At 72.1% G+C, this 16,824-nt stretch carries 13 protein-coding genes; 4 read left to right on the forward strand and 9 right to left on the reverse strand.

What is annotated here, in order from left to right; genetic code table 11:
* Nucleotides 1–460: 460 nt before the first annotated feature.
* The 4 genes from V2J85_RS10950 to V2J85_RS10965 form a co-directional block, all read right to left on the reverse strand.
* Nucleotides 461–1,492 (reverse strand): NUDIX hydrolase, encoded by a 1,032-nt coding sequence (locus tag V2J85_RS10950; RefSeq protein WP_261952664.1) that lies wholly within the window; start codon nt 1,490–1,492, stop codon nt 461–463.
* 268 nt (nt 1,493–1,760) lie between these two features.
* Entirely contained in the window at nt 1,761–2,660 is a 900-nt protein-coding gene (locus V2J85_RS10955) for a carbohydrate ABC transporter permease (protein WP_330821494.1), read from the reverse strand.
* Entirely contained in the window at nt 2,657–3,568 is a 912-nt protein-coding gene (locus V2J85_RS10960; protein WP_261952662.1) for a carbohydrate ABC transporter permease, read from the reverse strand. Before V2J85_RS10960 ends, V2J85_RS10955 begins: the two co-directional genes overlap by 4 nt.
* Before the next feature lie 55 nt (nt 3,569–3,623).
* Nucleotides 3,624–4,880, reverse strand: a complete 1,257-nt coding sequence (locus V2J85_RS10965; RefSeq protein ID WP_330821548.1) for an ABC transporter substrate-binding protein — start codon at nt 4,878–4,880, stop codon at nt 3,624–3,626.
* A gap of 269 nt (nt 4,881–5,149) precedes the next feature.
* Between V2J85_RS10965 and V2J85_RS10970 the strand changes: the two genes are divergently transcribed.
* Nucleotides 5,150–7,210, forward strand: a complete 2,061-nt coding sequence (locus V2J85_RS10970) for an NPCBM/NEW2 domain-containing protein (protein ID WP_330821495.1) — start codon at nt 5,150–5,152, stop codon at nt 7,208–7,210.
* Between the two features lie 96 nt (nt 7,211–7,306).
* Here the strand turns inward: V2J85_RS10970 and V2J85_RS10975 are convergent, their stop codons facing one another.
* Together V2J85_RS10975 and V2J85_RS10980 are read right to left on the reverse strand one after the other, a co-directional pair.
* A complete protein-coding gene (locus V2J85_RS10975) occupies nt 7,307–9,235 on the reverse strand; it encodes a serine/threonine-protein kinase (RefSeq protein ID WP_330821549.1) in 1,929 nt (642 codons plus the stop codon).
* Nucleotides 9,236–9,617: 382 nt separating this feature from the next.
* Nucleotides 9,618–10,574, reverse strand: coding sequence for an ROK family protein (locus tag V2J85_RS10980; protein WP_330821496.1), 957 nt, complete (start codon nt 10,572–10,574; stop codon nt 9,618–9,620).
* 142 nt (nt 10,575–10,716) lie between these two features.
* On the opposite strand from V2J85_RS10980, the gene V2J85_RS10985 reads away from it, so the two are divergent.
* Complete coding sequence (locus V2J85_RS10985) at nt 10,717–11,757, forward strand: LacI family DNA-binding transcriptional regulator (protein ID WP_261952659.1); 1,041 nt, start codon at nt 10,717–10,719, stop codon at nt 11,755–11,757.
* 771 nt (nt 11,758–12,528) lie between these two features.
* Here V2J85_RS10985 and V2J85_RS10990 read toward each other — a convergent pair.
* Nucleotides 12,529–13,812 carry a DUF6986 family protein gene (locus V2J85_RS10990; RefSeq protein ID WP_330821497.1) on the reverse strand — a complete coding sequence of 428 codons (1,284 nt, stop codon included), beginning with the start codon at nt 13,810–13,812 and terminating at the stop codon, nt 12,529–12,531.
* A gap of 201 nt (nt 13,813–14,013) precedes the next feature.
* Between V2J85_RS10990 and V2J85_RS10995 the strand changes: the two genes are divergently transcribed.
* On the forward strand, nt 14,014–14,532 hold the full coding sequence (locus tag V2J85_RS10995; protein ID WP_330821498.1) for a DinB family protein: 519 nt from the start codon (nt 14,014–14,016) through the stop codon (nt 14,530–14,532).
* A gap of 67 nt (nt 14,533–14,599) precedes the next feature.
* A complete protein-coding gene (locus V2J85_RS11000; protein WP_030413214.1) occupies nt 14,600–14,914 on the forward strand; it encodes a putative quinol monooxygenase in 315 nt (104 codons plus the stop codon).
* A gap of 110 nt (nt 14,915–15,024) precedes the next feature.
* On the opposite strand, the gene V2J85_RS11005 is transcribed toward V2J85_RS11000, so the two are convergent.
* Together V2J85_RS11005 and V2J85_RS11010 are read right to left on the reverse strand one after the other, a co-directional pair.
* Nucleotides 15,025–15,987, reverse strand: coding sequence for an electron transfer flavoprotein subunit alpha/FixB family protein (locus V2J85_RS11005; RefSeq protein WP_261952656.1), 963 nt, complete (start codon nt 15,985–15,987; stop codon nt 15,025–15,027).
* 49 nt (nt 15,988–16,036) lie between these two features.
* Nucleotides 16,037–16,822 (reverse strand): electron transfer flavoprotein subunit beta/FixA family protein, encoded by a 786-nt coding sequence (locus V2J85_RS11010; protein ID WP_261952655.1) that lies wholly within the window; start codon nt 16,820–16,822, stop codon nt 16,037–16,039.
* Between the last annotated feature and the right edge of the window lie 2 nt (nt 16,823–16,824).

Below are 16,824 nucleotides of genomic sequence, written 5' to 3' on the forward strand. Positions count from 1 at the left end.
CCGTTGTGCGCTTTGCGGCGCCCCGTACGTACCTGTCTGCGGCGCCGCGGGTCGTCTCGCCGTTGCGCCTGGCGGCGGGCGTGGTGTTGTCGGGTGCGGTGCCGGCCCTCCAGACTTCGTCCTCCGGTCCAGCCCCTCCCGTGAGTGGGAGGTGAGAGCTGGTTGGGGGCGGGCCTGATCTGTTGCCTGCGCGCAGGTGGGCATTACCTGCACCCCCACCGTCCTTAACTTCCCCTCTCACGGGAGGGGACGGGCCGGAGGGGCCGGTTGTGTGGACGTAAAGCGTCAGCAGTCCACACAACCGGCCCCGGAGGCCCGTCACCGCACCCAACAACCCACCCAGCCCGCCGCAGGCGCAACGGCGAACAACAACCACGGCGGGACAGCCAAGTACGTGGGAGGCGCCGCAAAGCGCACAACGGCGAGGTACCACCACGGCGCTGCAGCCGAGTACGTGGGGTCAAACAGGAACACCCGCCTCGAGATGAAGCGGGCACCCCCGTTCCCGCGCCCGGAGTGCCCAGCGGAGGCGGTTCCAGCGGACCGGGGGCAGCAGCGTCTCCGCCTCGGCCTCGGTGACGAAGCGCCATGCGCGCAGTTCCGCGCCGGGCAGCAGCAGCTTGCTGATCCGGTCGTCGCTCAGCATGCCGCCGTCGTAGAGCAGCCGCAGGCCGCCGTATCCGGGCGGGCGGGGTGCCTCCCAGTCGAGCACCAACAGGCGGGGCGCGCACGGGAGTTCGATGCCGAGTTCCTCGGCGACCTCGCGGACGCCGGCGTGGGTGGGGGCCTCGCCGCGTTCCACGATGCCGCCGGGGAATTCCCAGCCCGCCTTGTAGGTGGGGTCGACCAGCAGCACCCGGTCCTGGTCGTCGAAGAGCAGGACGCCGGCGGCGAGGGTCTCGGCGGTCGGTTCGGGGGTCTGCACGATGTCGCAGGCGCCGGCGCCGGTGCGGAGCGCCTCGGCGACGCGTTCGGCGGTCTGCCGGGGCGTCAGGTGGGTGGTGTCGACGACGTGGGCGTCGGTCGTCAGCCAGGGCAGCGCGTCGGCGTACGGGCCGAGGTGCGCCAGGCACCAGCGGCGGACGGACGCAGTGGCCGCGTCGTCTCCTCCGGTTTCCTCCCGGTGCGCTATCCGCGCACGCAGGATCGTTTCCTCCGCATGGAGGAGAACGTGCCGCACGGGTATTCGGCGGGCGGCGAGGGCACCGAAGATCTCATCGCGGTATTCCTGCCGCAGCAGCGTCATGGGCGTGACCAGCGGGCCGGGGACCTCGGTGAGCAGCGCCGCCGCGGTGTCGACGACCATGCGGCGCCAGGACGGCAGGTCCTGGTAGTCGTCGACCTCCTCGAACCGCTTGGCCGGCAGCATCAACCGCAGCCCGCTACCCAGGAGTTCGGGGTCGTAGAGCGTGCTTCCGGGAAGCAGGTCGAGCAGTTCATGAGCCGCAGTGGTCTTGCCCGCACCGAACGTGCCGTTCAGCCAGACGATCACGGTTTCCCCTCTTCCCTAGACCCAGGTGAGTTGCCCGCAACACCCTGCCACGGAAACGCTCGGGGTCACGGGCCGCGCGCACGGCCGGGAACGCTGCCTGTTCGACCGCCGGTCCGGCCGGGGAGGCCCCGGCAAACAAGCGCTCCCCAGCCCCTCCAGCACCGAAACCCTCACCCGCACACCCGGTGCGCGTACCTGCGCGGAACCACCGGAATCCGCATATGACGGGGGCGCATCGGGCCGGGAGTGCGGTGGTGCGTACGGCGGGTCAGCCCTTGCTCGCGCCGAGGGTCAGGCCGGCGATGAAATGCCGTTGCAGGAGGAGGAAGACCAGGACGGTGGGGAGGGCGACGAGGACGGAGCCCGCGGCGAGCAGGTTGTAGTCGGTGAAGAACTGGCCGCGCAGGTTATTGAGGGCGGAGGTGACCGGGAGTTTGTCGCCGTCCGAGAGGAAGACCAGGCCCCACAGGAAGTCGTTGTACATCCAGGTGAATTGCAGGGTGCCGAGTGCGGCGAGCGCGGGCCGGCACAGCGGGAGGGTGACCCGCCGGTACTGCGCCCAGACGCCGGCCCCGTCGACGATCGCGGCTTCGAGGATTTCCCGTGGCAGGGTGCGCATGAAGTTCGCCAGGACGAAGACGCAGAATCCGAGCTGGAAGGCGATCTGCACGGCGATGACGGCCCAGAGGGAGTCGTAGAGCGTCATCGAGTCGGACATCCAGTACGGCAGCGGGACCTTGTTGAACAGCACGTAGAGCGGGGTGACGAGCACTTGCTGGGGCAGCAGATTCCCGGCGGTGAAAACCATCAGCAGGGCCGTACCGCCGCGGATCCGGAGCCGGGACACCGCGAACGCCACGAACGACGCGAGGAAGAGGGTGAGCAGGACTCCGGGGACGGCGATGACGAGCGAGTTCAGGAAGTACCTGCTCATTCCGGAGTCGACGAATGCCTGGCGGTAATAGGCGAAGGAGAGGTGGCGCGGGAGGGAGAAATAGCCGTAGCGCGCGGTCTCTTCGTAGGGGCGCAGGGAGGCGTAGACGGCCAGCAGCAGCGGGGCGAGGAAGGCCAGCGAAACGGCGGTGAGGAAGAGGTGCACGCCGAACCGGCCGCGGCGGGCCGGGCCGGTACGCGTCGGCGCCGGACGCGGCGCGGTCGATACGGTCATCGCTGCTGCTCCCCTCGGAGTTCCTGGACGAGATAGGTCACGATGAATCCGAGCGAAACGAGGAGCAGGACGACGGCGATGGCCGACCCGAAGCCGATCCGGCCGGCCTCCCCGATGATGTTGTCGGTGACGAGCACGGACAGCAGTTCCAGGCCGTTGCGGCCCTTGTTGACGGCGTAGACGATGTCGAAGGCGCGCAGCGATTCGATGACGGTGATGACGCCGACGATGACGTTCACCGGCCGCAGGGTCGGCAGCACCACCCGGAAAAACGCCTGCCGTTCGCTCGCGCCGTCGAGTGCGGCGGCCTCTTTGAGGCCGGGGTCGACGGATTTCAGGCCGGCGAGATAGAGAATCATGACGTATCCGGTGTGCCGCCAGCAGGCCGCCAGCAACACCATCCAGATGTTGAGTCCGGGATCTCCCAGCCAGTCGGTGGGGTCCTTCCCACCGATTACGGCGTTGAGCGCGCCCTGGTCCCGGGAGAGGATCAACTGGGCGATGAAGCCGACGACGGCGAGCGACAGCACCACCGGCAGATAGAGGGTGGACTGGTAAAAGCGGCTGAAGCGGACGCCACGGTCGATGAGGACGGCGAGCAGCAGTCCGAAAGGGGCGGCGAGCAGGCCGAGGAATGCCAGCCACAGCAGGTTGTGGCGGACCGCCGGCCAGAACGGCGGATAGTCGGTGAACAGGTTCCGGTAATTGTCCAGCCCGGCCCCTTTGATGTCGCCGACACCGTCCCAGGTGGTGAAGGACAGTCCGACGGAGGCCAGCGTCGGGCCCCAGATCAGGGCGAGATCGAGCAGGATCGGCAGGCCCAGCAGCACGCCGAGGACGGCGAGGTCGCGGCGGGTGTGCCGCCGCGGCCCCGGTCTTCCGGCGTGCCGGGCACGGGTTGTGACCACGGCGGTTCGCTCCCCGTCATGTCTCGCGGTGGGTCGCTCTGTCGGTGACCGGGGTTCACCCGGCGGCGAAGATCTGCTTCTTCTGGCGTTCTATGTCGTTGACCAGGCCGTCGATGTCATCCGGATTGTTGAGGAATTGCTGGATCGCCTGGATCATCACGGTCGAGGCGAAATCGGGCCGGGTGTCGCGGTCCATGAACTGCGAGATCTGCCGGGCGCCGGCGACGAGGTGCACGGCTTTCTTCTGCAGTGCGGTGTAGGTGGCCGTATCGGCGCCGCTGTTGACCGCGATGTTGTTGGGGTCGTACTTGAGATAGGTGTTCTCCGCCTCCGGGGTGGCGAGGAATTTCAGCAGGTCTCTGGCGCCGTCCTCGTCCTTGGCCTTGCGCGACATCAGGAATCCGTCGATCGGTGCCTCGACCGCGTCCTGGCCGTGCACCGGGTCGATTTCCGGGAAGGGGAAGAAGTCGAGGTCCGGGCGGTCGGCGGCGCTGAACTGCTGGCCGGGGTGGGGAAGTCCGAGGACGGTCATGCCGGCCTTCTTCTGCGCGAGCGTCTGTGCGGCCTCCTGCCAGGTGCGGCCGTTGGCGCCTTTCTGGTGGTACGGCATCAGCCCGCGCCACAGGTCGAAGACCTGCTTGACCTGCGGGCTGTTCCAGGATTTCCGGCCGCTCATCAGCGCGATGTGGAAGTCGTAGCCGTTGGCGCGCATGTTGAGGTAGTCGAAGGTGCCCATCGCCGGCCAGCCGTCCTTGTCGCCGAAGGCGAACGGCACCAGCCCGTCCTTCTGCATCTTCTTGGCGAGCGCCCGGTATTCGTCGAAGGTCCGGGGTATCTCGTAGCCCCGTTCCCGGAACACGCTCTTACGATGGAAGACGGCCCAGGGATAGTAGTAGTACGGCACGAGGTACTGCTTGCCGTCCCGTCCCGTCGACTGCTTCTTCAACGCCTCGGTGAATCCGTCGAAGTCCCGCCACAGATCACTGATGTCGGTCAGCAGGCCCTTCCGGGCGAAGTACTGCATGCGGTTCCCGGCGAACCACATGAAGACGTCGTCGGGCGTGCCCTGGAGATAGCGGTTGATGTTCTCCTGGAAGTTCTCGTGATTGACGGTGTTGACCTTCACCGTCTTCTTGGACTTCTTCTCGTACGCCGTGAAGGCCGCGGCGAAGGCCTTCTTCGGTACGGCGTCCGAGGCGTTGGAGCCCATCGTGATACCGCTGGGGCCGCTGTCGCAGGCGGTGAGCAGGGCCGGCAGGGCCACCGCCCCGGCGCCGAGCGCGGCGCCCCGGAGCAGCGTCCGGCGGGACATCCGACGTCCCGCCACTTCCCCGTACGCATCCGAACCGCTGAACGGTGACTGGGCCATGTCCCCCTCCTCAGGGGTGGAACCAAACAGAAACGAACGCGAGTGGTGGGATCTCACTCCGAACTGCCGGGTGCGTCAAGGGCTTTGGCGCGCGGAGCACCAACCGTTACCGCCCCTCTTCCAACAGACTCCAACAAGCCCTACCGTAAACACTCGCCAGTGGCAGGTACTCGACCTCACCCCACCTCTCGCGAAGACGGAGGACGCGAACCATGCGCGTTCGTATCCGCTCCATCCGCCGGACAGGCCACCGAAGAATCGTCGGAGCACTGTCCCTCGCCCTGCTCTGCGCGGCGGGGGCGACGGCGCCGCCCGCCGCGGCCCGTACCGCGGACACCCCCGCCGCGGCCCCGGCCGCCGCCACGCGCCCCGCGCCGCGGCTCCCCGGCGGGCTCGCCCTGACGCCCCCGATGGGGTTCAACAACTGGAACTCCACGCACTGCCGCGCCGAGTTCACCGAGGACATGGTCAAGGGCATCGCCGACCTCTTCCTCGCCAAGGGACTCAAGGACGCGGGATATCGGTACGTCAATCTCGACGATTGCTGGGCGCTGCCCACACGCGACGCGAACGGCAAGCTCGTACCGGACCCCCGGCGATTCCCGCACGGCATCAAGGCGGTCGCGGACTATGTCCACGCCAAGGGCCTGAAGTTCGGCATCTATACCAGCGCCGGCACCAAGACCTGCAATTCCGCCGGATTCCCCGGCGGCCTCGGACACGAGAAGTCCGACGCCCAGCAGTTCGCCGACTGGGGCGTGGACTACCTCAAGTACGACAACTGCAATAACCAGGGCGTGGACGCCCGGCAGCGGTACCGCGCGATGCGGGACGCGCTGCGGGCCACCGGACGCCCCATCGTCTACAGCATCTGCGAATGGGGCGAGAACAAGCCCTGGGAGTGGGCGTCGGACGTAGGACATCTGTGGCGCACGACCGGCGACATCAGTGACTCCTGGTCGAGCATGCTGGCGATCGCCCGGCAGAACCTGCCGCTGGCGCCGTACGCCGGCCCGGGACACTGGAACGACCCGGACATGCTGGAGGTCGGCAACGGCGGGATGACGGACACCGAGTACCGCAGCCACTTCTCCCTCTGGTCCATGATGGCCGCACCGCTGCTGATCGGCTCCGATCTGCGCAAGGCCGGCCCGGAGACGTTCGAGATCCTGGCCAACAAGGACGTCATCGCCCTCGACCAGGACGCCCTGGGCAAGCAGGCCACCGTGCTGGCGTCGGAGTCCGGCCGCTGGACCCTGGTCAAGCAACTCGCGAACGGCGACCGCGCGGTGGCGCTCTTCAACGAGACCGACCGGCCGCAGCGGATCGCCACCACCGCCCGGGCCGTCGGCCTCCCCCAGGCCGCCGGCTACCGGCTGCGCGACCTGTGGCAGCACCGCGACACCCACACCACGGGCACCATCGCCGCCACCGTCCCCGCGCACGGCACCACCGTCTACCGGGTCGCCGCCGACACGAACTGGTCGGCCTACCCGCCGGCCGTCGAGACCGGCACCGACCGCGCGCCCCTGGTCGAGGCCGGAGCGTCCACGGACCTCCACTCCACCGTCCGCAACCTGGGCGGCACCCCCGCCCGCAACCTGACCGTGACGCTCAAGACCCCGCAGGGCTGGCACGCCACGGCCACCACCCCCGCCACCGCCCGCGCCCTGCCCGGCGGCCGGACCCTCACCACCACCTGGCGGATCACCGCCCCGGCCGGCGCCACCCCCGGCGCGTACGACCTGCCGCTGACCGCCGACTACCGCTCACCGCGCGGCGAACGGGTCACCACCACCCTGCCCGGCACCGGCCACGTCGTGGTGCCACCACCCGCGGGCACCACGGACGCCGCCGAACTGCCCTGGCTGACCGCCACCAACGGCTGGGGCCCGGTCGAGAAGAACACCAGCGTCGGGGAGGACGCGGCCGGCGACGGCGGCCCGCTCCGGATCGGCGGCACCGGCTTCACCAAGGGCCTGGGCGTGCATGCGCCCAGCGAGATCACCTTCTACACCGGCGGGCGGTGCTCCGCGTTCAGCGCGCGGGCCGGGATCGACGACGAGGTCGGTGACCGGGGTTCGGCCGGCTTCGAGGTCTGGGCGGACGGCGAACGGGTCGCCGGGAGCGGGACCGTGACCGGCACCGACACCGCCCGGGAGCTGTCCGCCGCGGTCGCCGGGGCCGAGACCGTGCGCCTCGTCGTCACCGACGGCGGGGACGGCATCGACTACGACCACGCCGACTGGGCGGACGCCAAGTTCAGCTGCTGAGGCGGCAGTTGAGCGCCCGACCGGCGCTCACGGGCGGGCGGGTTCCCGGGCTCCGCCACCGGGCCCCGCCCGCCCTCCACGCTCCGCGAACGGCCGTCAGCAGACCGGCAACCCGGGGACGGGCTGGTCGTTCGCCCCGCCCTTGAGGTAGACGACGCTGACGTAGACCCCCGCGTTGCCGCTGTCGTCGTCCGTCTTGGCCCACCAGACGTTCGTCCACTTCCCGTAGGTCTCGCGACGGCCCAGCTTCGCCTGGCAGTAGAAGTAGTTGGTGCCCATGTTCAACGTGCCGACCTGCTGGAACGACGCGGTGTAGGAATTCGCGGTGCGCCAGACGTCGCAGTTGGTCTTGCCGCCACCGGCGGACGCGCAGGACGTCGGCGCCGGGGTCGGGTCGCCGCCGCCTCCGGCGTCACCACCGCCGGACGCCCCGCCGTGCGTCCCGCCCGAACCGCTTCCGCCACCGCTGCCGTCGTGGCCGCCGTCCGTGCCGCCGCTCCCGTCGTCACCCGAACTCCCGCCCGTTCCACCGGGCTTGGAGTCCTTTCCCCGGGACGTCGGACCGTCCGAGGGCCGGCCGGACGCCGACGAGGACGCGCCCGCCCCGCCGTCCGCCCCCGCGTCCTGCGCCTTCCCCTTGTCCTTGGCGTCGTCCTTGCCGGTGGCCGTACTCGGCGCACCCGGTCCGCCGGGCGTCGGCGCCGGATCCGGCGACCGCCGGCCGCGGTCCGCGACCGCATCGCTCGGGCCGCCGCCGACCAGCGCGTACGTCACCCCGCCACCGGCGGCGAGCACCGCCAGCACCGCCGCCACGGCCAGCGCCACCCGACGGCGGCGCCGCGCGGGCAGCCGCTCGGTGTCCCGTTCACCGGAGTTCGCCGGGTACGGGTGGGTGCCCGTACTGCCCACGGACGGGCCGGCCGTCACACCGGGCGGGTCGAAGGCCGCACCCGGGGCCGAGTAGGAGAAGCCGGGCTGCTGGGCGGCCGGGGGCGGGGCCGGGGCGTGGGGGCGGGGGTGCGCCTGGGTGGGGCCCGGGGCCTGGGACGGGGGGTGCTGCCCTTGCCCCCGGGCCGGTCCCTGGGGCTGTGGTGGTGGCGGGAGTTCCTGCGGCGGGGCCGGCGGGGTGAGCGGCCGCAGATCGGTCGCGGTGGGCAGATGCGGTGCGCCGGGCGCCGGGGCGGGCGCGGGGTCCCGTCCCTCGGCCACCGCCCGCAGCATGCTCCGGGCCTCCGCGGCGGACGGCCGGTCGGCCGGGTTCTTGGCCATCAGGGCGTGCAGCACGGGCGTCAGCGGGCCGGCCCGGCGCGGCTCGGGCAGCGCCTCGGTCACGATCGCGGTGAGCGTGGACCACACCGACGTACGGCGGAACGGCGCGCCGCCGCCCTCGACCGCCGCGTACAGCGTCATGCCCAGCGACCAGATGTCGGAGGCGGGGGTGGGGGCCTGGCCCTGTGCTCGCTCCGGGGGCAAGTAGTCGAGCGAGCCGACGAGTTCGCCGCTGCGGGTGATGTTCGTGGACGCGCCGTCGCCCGGGGCCTCGATGCTGGCGATGCCGAAGTCGGTGAGCACCACCCGGCCGGTGCGGTCGAGCAGCACATTGCCCGGCTTGACATCGCGGTGCAGCACGCCGACCTGGTGGGCGGCGTCCAGCGCGTCCATCACCTGGGCACCGATCCGGGCGATCTCCCGCGGGTCGAGCGGACCGCGCTCCTCCAGGGCGTCGTCCAGCGACGGCCCGTCCACCAGCTCCATGACGATGACCGGCCGGCCGTCCTCGTCGATGACGTCGTGGACCGTGACCACACCGGAATGCCGGATCCGGGCCGCGGCGCGCGCCTCGCGCTGCATACGGGTGCGCAGATCGGCGAGCTCCGGCGCGGAGGCGTCCGTATAGGCGCGCAGCACCTTGACCGCGACCTCGCGGCCCAGCACCTCGTCCACGGCCCGGCAGACCACGCCCATGCCACCGCGGCCGATCCGGTCGCTGACGCGGTAGCGGCCGCCGAGCAGCCGTCCGGTCAGATCGGCGTCGGTGCCGCGCCGGGGACCGCTCGCCTCGGCGGCGCGGGGCGCACCCGGGGCGCCGCCGGCCGGGCTGGCGGCCGGGTTGTCGGCCGGGCTGGCCGGTGCCGCGCCGGCCGCGTCACCCGCGTCCTGGGACCGGGCTCCGCCGGGCTCCCCGGGGACGTTCGCCCCCTCCGTCCCCTGTGCCCCGCCCGCCCCTGGTACCTCGTCCGGCCCGCGCTGCTCACGCTCCCCCGATGTCACCGTCGCCAATCCCCTCGGTACCCGTGTCCGTTCCGTACGCCGGGCACCTCACGCATGCCGGCGCACGGCCGCCGGCACGTCGTCGTCCGGCGCGGTCGGCACCAGACTAAGGGGCGCGCGGGGGCCTGTGGTGAGGTCAGGGTGCGGCGGCGAAGGCATCGAGACGGGACTGTTGCGCGGCGGCCGCGGCGGCGCCCACCACCCCGGCGTCCGTGCCCATTTGGGCAGGTACCACGGTCAGGTCCGCGACGAACGACAGCGTCGCGTACTCCCGCAGGGCCGAGCGCAACGGGGCGAACAGGATGTCTCCGGCGCCCGCGACGCCCCCGCCGATGACCGCGATGTCGATCTCGACGAGCGTGGCGGTGGCGGCGATCCCGGCGGCCAGCGCCTGCGCGGCTCGCTCGAAGGAGCGCAGGGCGACCTCGTCCCCCGTCCGCGCGGACGCGGCGACGGCGGCGGCGCTGGTGTCCCCGTCGGGGCCCGGACGCCAGCCGTTGGCCAGGGCCCGGCGGGCGATGTTGGGGCCGCTGGCGATCCGCTCGACGCAGCCCCGGCCGCCGCAGGGGCAGGGGTCGCCGTCGAGGTCGACGCTGATGTGGCCGATGTGGCCGGCGTTGCCCGTGGGACCGGGGTGCAGCTGCCCGTTGAGGACCAGTCCGCCGCCCACTCCCGTGGAGACCACCATGCAGAGCGCGTTGGCGTGGCCGCGCGCGGCGCCCTGCCAGTGTTCGGCCGCGGTCATCGCGACGCCGTCACCGACCAGCACGACGGGGCGCCCGCCGACGAGTGCCCGTACGCCGGCGACGAGCGGGAAGTCGCGCCAGCCGGGGATGTTGACCGGGCTGACCGCGCCGGCCCGGGCGTTCACCGGGCCGGCGCTGCCGATGCCGACCGCCGCCACCCGGCCCCAGTCAGGGGCCGCGGCCAGCTCGCCGACCACCTCGGCCACCGCACGCATCACCGTCGCCCCGTCCTGGTCGGCCGGGGTGGGCCGGGCGGCCCGTACGAGCAGTCTGCCGCGGCCGTCCACCAGAGCGCCGGCGATCTTCGTACCGCCAATGTCCAGCGCTGCGCTGAGGTCCGTCTGCATCGGTGTGGAATCTCCTGGTGGGCCCGGGGGCCGGGGCTGCCGGCCCGGCGTGAGAACGCCAGTCTTCCCTCGTTTGACAACGTTGTCTAGAGGCTATGCTCGACGCCACACCCAGGCGCCGAGAGAAACAGGACCGCGAACCGTGACCGACACCGCGCGGGGCACGTCCCGCCGCTATGGCACCCGTCCCACGATGAAGGATGTCGCAGCGCGCGCCGGGGTCGGCCTCAAGACGGTCTCCCGCGTGGTCAACGGCGAGGCGGGGGTCACCCCCGACACCGAACGCCGCGTCCAGGAAGCCATCACGGCCCTGGGCTTCCGGCGCAACGACTCGGCGCGGATCCTGCGCAAGGGCCGCACGGCCAGCATCGGTCTCGTCCTGGAGGACCTCGCCGACCCCTTCTACGGCCCGCTCAGCCGCGCCGTGGAAGAGGTCGCCCGCAGTCACGGCGCGCTGCTGATCAACGGCTCCAGCGCCGAAGACCCCGCCCGCGAACAGGAGTTGGTGCTGGCACTGTGCGCACGGCGGGTGGACGGGCTGGTCATCATCCCGGCCGGGGACGACCACCGCTATCTGGAGCCGGAGATCACGGCCGGGATAGCGACCGTGTTCGTCGACCGCCCGGCGGGCCGGATCGACGCGGACGCGGTGCTCTGCGACAACTTCGGCGGCGCGCGGGACGCGGTGGCCCACCTCATCGCGCACGGCCACCGCCGGATCGGCTTCATCGGCGACCAGCCGCGGATCCACACCGCGCGGGAGCGGCTGCGCGGCTATCGCAGCGCAATGGCCGCCGCGGGGCTGCCCGTTGACGACTCCTGGGTGTCGCTCGGCTCCACCGCCCCCGAGCGCGTACGCTCCGCCGCCACGGCCATGCTGGACGCGCCGGAGCCGGTCACCGCGCTCTTCGCGGGCAACAACCGCGTCACGGTCACGGCCGTGCGGGTCCTCGGCGCATCGCCGCGGCCGGTCGCGCTCGTCGGCTTCGACGACTTCGAACTCGCCGATCTCGTACGGCCGGCGGTCACGGTCGTCGCCCAGGACCCGGCCCTGATGGGCCGTACGGCCGCCACGCTGCTCTTCCGCCGCCTCGACGGCATCACCGAGCCACCGCACCACACGGAGATCCCGACCCGCCTGATCCCCCGCGGCTCCGGCGAAATCCCCCCGGCGGAAGGCTGATCGACCACCCCCGCCGAGGCGTGACGGCAGGTGTGCCGGCCCCCTGGGGCCGGCACCCGAGCACCCCACCCGTCCGGCGGCCGCCCCGCGCCCTCGCCTCATCAGCTTCCCCCGCTGCACTCGTTCCCTGCCCACGGCTCGCTCCGCTGCGGTCGTTCCCCCGCGGTGCGCCACGGTGGCTACTCCCGCTGTGGTCGCTTCCGGCCGCGGTCGTTCCCGCCGTGTCGTCCCGGTCGTTCCTCAACGCACAGTCATGCTCGCACGAGCCACTGACAACGCCGGGGCGGAGGAGGGCCTTTCGGGCTGTGAGCAGGAGCGGTGAGGGGGCGGGGGGAGCCAGCGGGGAGGCGGGCCGTACGAGCGGCGACGCGCGCGGGGGCGCGCGTAGGGGAAGTGCGTGTAGGGGAAGTGCGCGCAGGGGCAGCACGAGCAGGGGCAGAGGCCGCGCAAGCGGACGCTCCGCGCTCTCCCCCGCCCCCTCCCCCTCTCCCCCTTCGGGGGAGGGGGCGGGGGGTGGGTTCGGGGGTGGGGGGATGCGCACGGGCGAATTCGGGACCCGGGAATGCGCACGCGCGGATTCGGGGCCGGGCGACACCCACCGGCGAATCCGATGGCGGAGCGAGGGGACGCGCACAGGCGAATCCAGGGCAGGCGGATGCGCACGCGCGAAGTCGAGGGCAGGGGACGCGCACAGGCGTTCAGCAGCACACGACGCCCACAGGCAGGTTCGGTGCCCCCGACGACGCGCCCCGGGCCCCGCCCCCTCCCCCCTCAGCCCGCCTTCCCCACCCGGCCCGCCAGCGAGTCCAGGTCCGTGCGCGTCAGGCCCGTGAGGCGGGCGACCTCGGCCGTGTCGACGGCGCCGCAGTCGAGGCCGCGGAGGAGGTAGCCGCTGAGGGCCTTGGCGGTGGCGGGCTCGTCCATGACGTCGCCGCCCGCCTTGGCCACGTACGCCGCGAGCCGGGCCGCGGCCTGTTCGAGGCCCTCGCGGTAGAAGGCGTAGACGGCCGCGTAACGGGTCGGAAGGTGGGCCGGGTGCATGTCCCAGCCCTGGTAGTACGCGCGGGCCAGCGAGCGGCGTACGAGGCCGTGGTGGAGCCGCCAGGCGTCGTGCACCCGAGCCGTCGGGCCGACGGGCAGGACGTTCGTCGAGCCGTCGGACAGCCGCACCCCGGTGCCCGCGGCGGCGACCTGCATCACGGCCTTGGCGTGGTCGGCCACCGGGTGGTCGAGGGACTGGTAGGCGGCGCTGACACCACAGGAGGCGCTGTAGTCGAAGGTGCCGTAGTGGAGGGAGGTGGCGCGGCCCTCGGCGGCCTCGATCATCCGGGAGACGGTGGCCCGGCCGTCGGCGCCCAGGATCGCCTGGGTGGTCTCGATCTGGATCTCGAAGCCGATCCGGCCGCTCTCCAGGCCGTGCGCCTTCTCGAACGCCTCCAGCAGTCGCACCATGGCGGTGACCTGCTCGGCGTAGGTCACCTTGGGGAGCGTCAGCACCAGGCCGTCGGGCAGCCCGCCGGCCGCCATCAGGCCGGTGAGGAAGATGTCGAGGGTGCGGATGCCGCGGTCCCGGACGGCGGCCTCCATGCACTTCATCCGGATGCCCATGTACGGGGCGGCGGTGCCCCCGCGGTAGGCGGCCGCGACCAGGGCCGCGGCGCGGGCCGCGGCCTCGTCCTCCTCGGCGTCCGGGCGCGGGCCGTAGCCGTCCTCGAAGTCGATCCGCAGGTCCTCGACGGGCTCGCGGGTCAGCTTGGCGCGGACCCGGTCGTGGACGTCGGTGGCGAGCTCGTCCGGGATGTCCAGTACGGCGGCGAGGGCGGCGGCGTCGGGGGCGTGCTCGTCGAGGGCGGCGAGTGCCTGGTCACCCCAGGAGCGCAGGGTGTCGGCGGCGAAGACGTCGCCGGGGACGTAGACCGTGTGCACCGGCTGGCGGGTGCCGGGGTCACCGGGGTAGCGCCGGGCCAGATCCGCGTCCACCTGGGCGAGCGCGGCGCCGATCCCCTCGCGTACGGTGTCCGCGAGGCTCGTCGCCACGGTCTCCTGCTGCCCCATTCGTTACCCTCCCGGTGCTTTCGCCCGATACTGTCGCCGGGCGTTTTCCGCTTAATGGAATCAACAATCCGTAGAGCGAAGTTAACGGGGGAGATTGCCGAGGTCAACACCCCGCCGCGGGAGGCGGCGCAGGTCACGGCCGCCGGCACCGGCCCGCGAAACCCCGTGGCGCCCGCCGCGCATCGCCGCCAGACTCGCGGCATGACGTGGACCGCACCCTCCATCCAGCGCAGAGACTTCCCGACCGTGGCCGGCGAGCGGGAGATGCTGCAGGGCTGGCTCGACCACCATCGCGACACCGTCCTCGCCAAGTGCACCGGGCTCACGGGCGAACAGCTCGCCGAGGCGGCCAACCCGCCGTCCACCCTCACCCTGCTCGGCCTGGTGCGCCACCTGACCGACGTCGAACGCACCTGGTTCCGCCAGCGCTTCCTCGGCGAGCAGATCCCCGACGTGCACATCACCGAGGAGAATCCGGACGCCGACTTCGACGACGCCGACCCGGCCGCCGCGGAGGCCGACGTCGCGGCCTTCCGCGCCGAGACCGAGGCCTGCGACAAGGCGGTGGCGGACCGCGGGCTGGACGAGACCTTCACGTCCCCGCGCGGCGTCCGGCTCAACCTGCGCTGGGTCTACGTCCACATGATCGAGGAGTACGCGCGCCACAACGGCCACGCGGACCTGCTGCGCGAGCGGATCGACGGGGTGACCGGCGACTGAAGCGGATTATTCTCCTCAAGATCACTCACCGGTGATCACATCCGTCCGTCACGCCCCAGGAGGCCCCGTGCCCGTCGTCGTCGCCACCATCCGGACCAAGCCAGGGCGCCGCGAGGACGTCCTCGCCGCGTTCCGGCGGCACACCCCGGCCGTGCACGCCGAGCCGGGCTGTCTGCTCTACGCGGTGCACGCCGGCGAGGACCGGGTCACCGTCATCGAGAACTGGGCCGACCAGGCGTCCCTCGACGCCCACTCGGCCGGCCCGGCCCTCGCGGCGCTGGGCGCGGAGATCGCCGAGGCGCTCGCCGCGCCGCTGGACGTCGCCGTCGTCGAGCCGGTGCCGTCCGGGGAATTGGGCAAGGACCGGCTGCCGAACACCTGAAGGCCCGGCCCCGGTTGGGCCCGGCACGCACGAGGCCCCGTACGCACCACGCGTACGGGGCCTCGTGCGGTTCTGCCGGATCCGGCGGCGCCCGGAAGCGCCCGAGAGGCTCAGCCCTTGCGGGACTTGACCTCGTCGGTGAGGGCCGGGACGACGTCGAAGAGGTCGCCGACCACGCCGTAGTCGACCAGGTCGAAGATCGGCGCCTCGGCGTCCTTGTTGATGGCGACGATGGTCTTCGAGGTCTGCATACCGGCACGGTGCTGGATCGCGCCGGAGATGCCCGCCGCGATGTACAGCTGCGGCGAGACGGACTTACCGGTCTGGCCGACCTGGTTGGTGTGCGGGTACCAGCCGGCGTCCACCGCGGCGCGCGAGGCACCGACGGCCGCACCGAGCGAGTCGGCGAGCGCCTCGATGACCGGGAAGTTCTCGGCGCCGTTGACGCCGCGGCCACCGGAGACCACGATCGCGGCCTCGGTCAGCTCCGGGCGGCCGGTCGACTCGCGCGGGGTGCGCGAGACGATCTTGGTGCCCTTGGAGGAGTCGGCGACGGTCACCGCGAGCGGCTCGACCGTACCGGCGGCCGGCGCGGCCTCCGGAGCGGCGGAGTTGGGCTTGACGGTGATGACCGGGGTGCCCTTGGAGACACGGGACTTGGTGGTGTACGAGGCCGCGAAGACGGACTGCGTGGCCACCGGGCCCTCGTCGCCGGCCTCCAGGTCGACGGCGTCGGTGATGATGCCGGAGCCGATGCGCACCGCGAGGCGGGCACCGATCTCCTTGCCCTCCGCGGAGGACGGCAGCAGCACGGCGGCCGGGGAGACCGCGTCGTAGGCGGCCTGCAGCGCGTCGACCTTGGGGGCGACGAGGTACTCGGTGAACTCGGGCGCGTCGGCGGCCAGCACCTTCACGGCGCCGTGCTCGGCGAGGACCTTCGCGGCCTCCTCGGCGTTCGGGCCGAGGTGGACGGCCACCGGCTCACCGATGCGGCGGGCCAGGGTGAGCAGCTCGAGGGTGGGCTTGCGGACGGCGCCGTCCACGTGGTCGACGTAGACAAGGACTTCAGCCATGGGATTGCTCTCCTGCGGGAAGAATGAGGGCGGTGGGAAGGGCTGCGGCTCAGATGAACTTCTGGCCCGCGAGGAACTCGGCGAGCTGCTTGCCGCCCTCGCCCTCGTCCTTGACGATCGTGCCCGCCGTACGGGCCGGGCGCTCGGCCGCGTCCTCGACCTTGGTCCAGGCGCCTTCGAGGCCGACCTCGTCCGCGTCGATGTCCAGGTCGTCCAGGTCCAGGGACTCCACCGGCTTCTTCTTGGCGGCCATGATGCCCTTGAAGGAGGGGTAACGCGCCTCACCGGACTGGTCGGTGACGGACACGACGGCCGGCAGCGCGGCCTCCAGCTGCTCGCTGGCGGTGTCGCCGTCCCGGCGGCCGGTGACCTTGCCGTCGGCGACGGACACCTCGGAGAGCAGGGTGACCTGAGGGACGTTCAGCCGCTCGGCGAGCAGGGCGGGCAGCACGCCCATCGTGCCGTCGGTGGAGGCCATACCGCAGACGACCAGGTCGTAGCCGGTCTTCTCGATGGCCTTGGCGAGCACGAGCGAGGTGCCGAGCGCGTCGGTGCCGTGCAGGTCGTCGTCCTCGACGTGGACGGCCTTGTCGGCACCCATGGACAGGGCCTTGCGCAGCGCGTCGTTGGCGTCCTCGGGGCCGACGGTCAGGACCGTGATCTCCGCGTCGTCGGCCGCTTCCTTGATCTGCAGGGCCTGCTCGACGGCGTACTCGTCGAGCTCCGAGAGCAGACCGTCCACGTCGTCACGGTCGACGGTCAGGTCCTCGGCGAAGTGCCGGTCGCCGGTGGCGTCGGGCACGTACTTCACACAGACAACGATCCTCAAGCTCACGC

The sequence above is a fragment of the Streptomyces bugieae genome (assembly GCF_036352915.1).
GTDB classification, from domain to species: Bacteria; Actinomycetota; Actinomycetes; order Streptomycetales; family Streptomycetaceae; genus Streptomyces; species Streptomyces endophytica.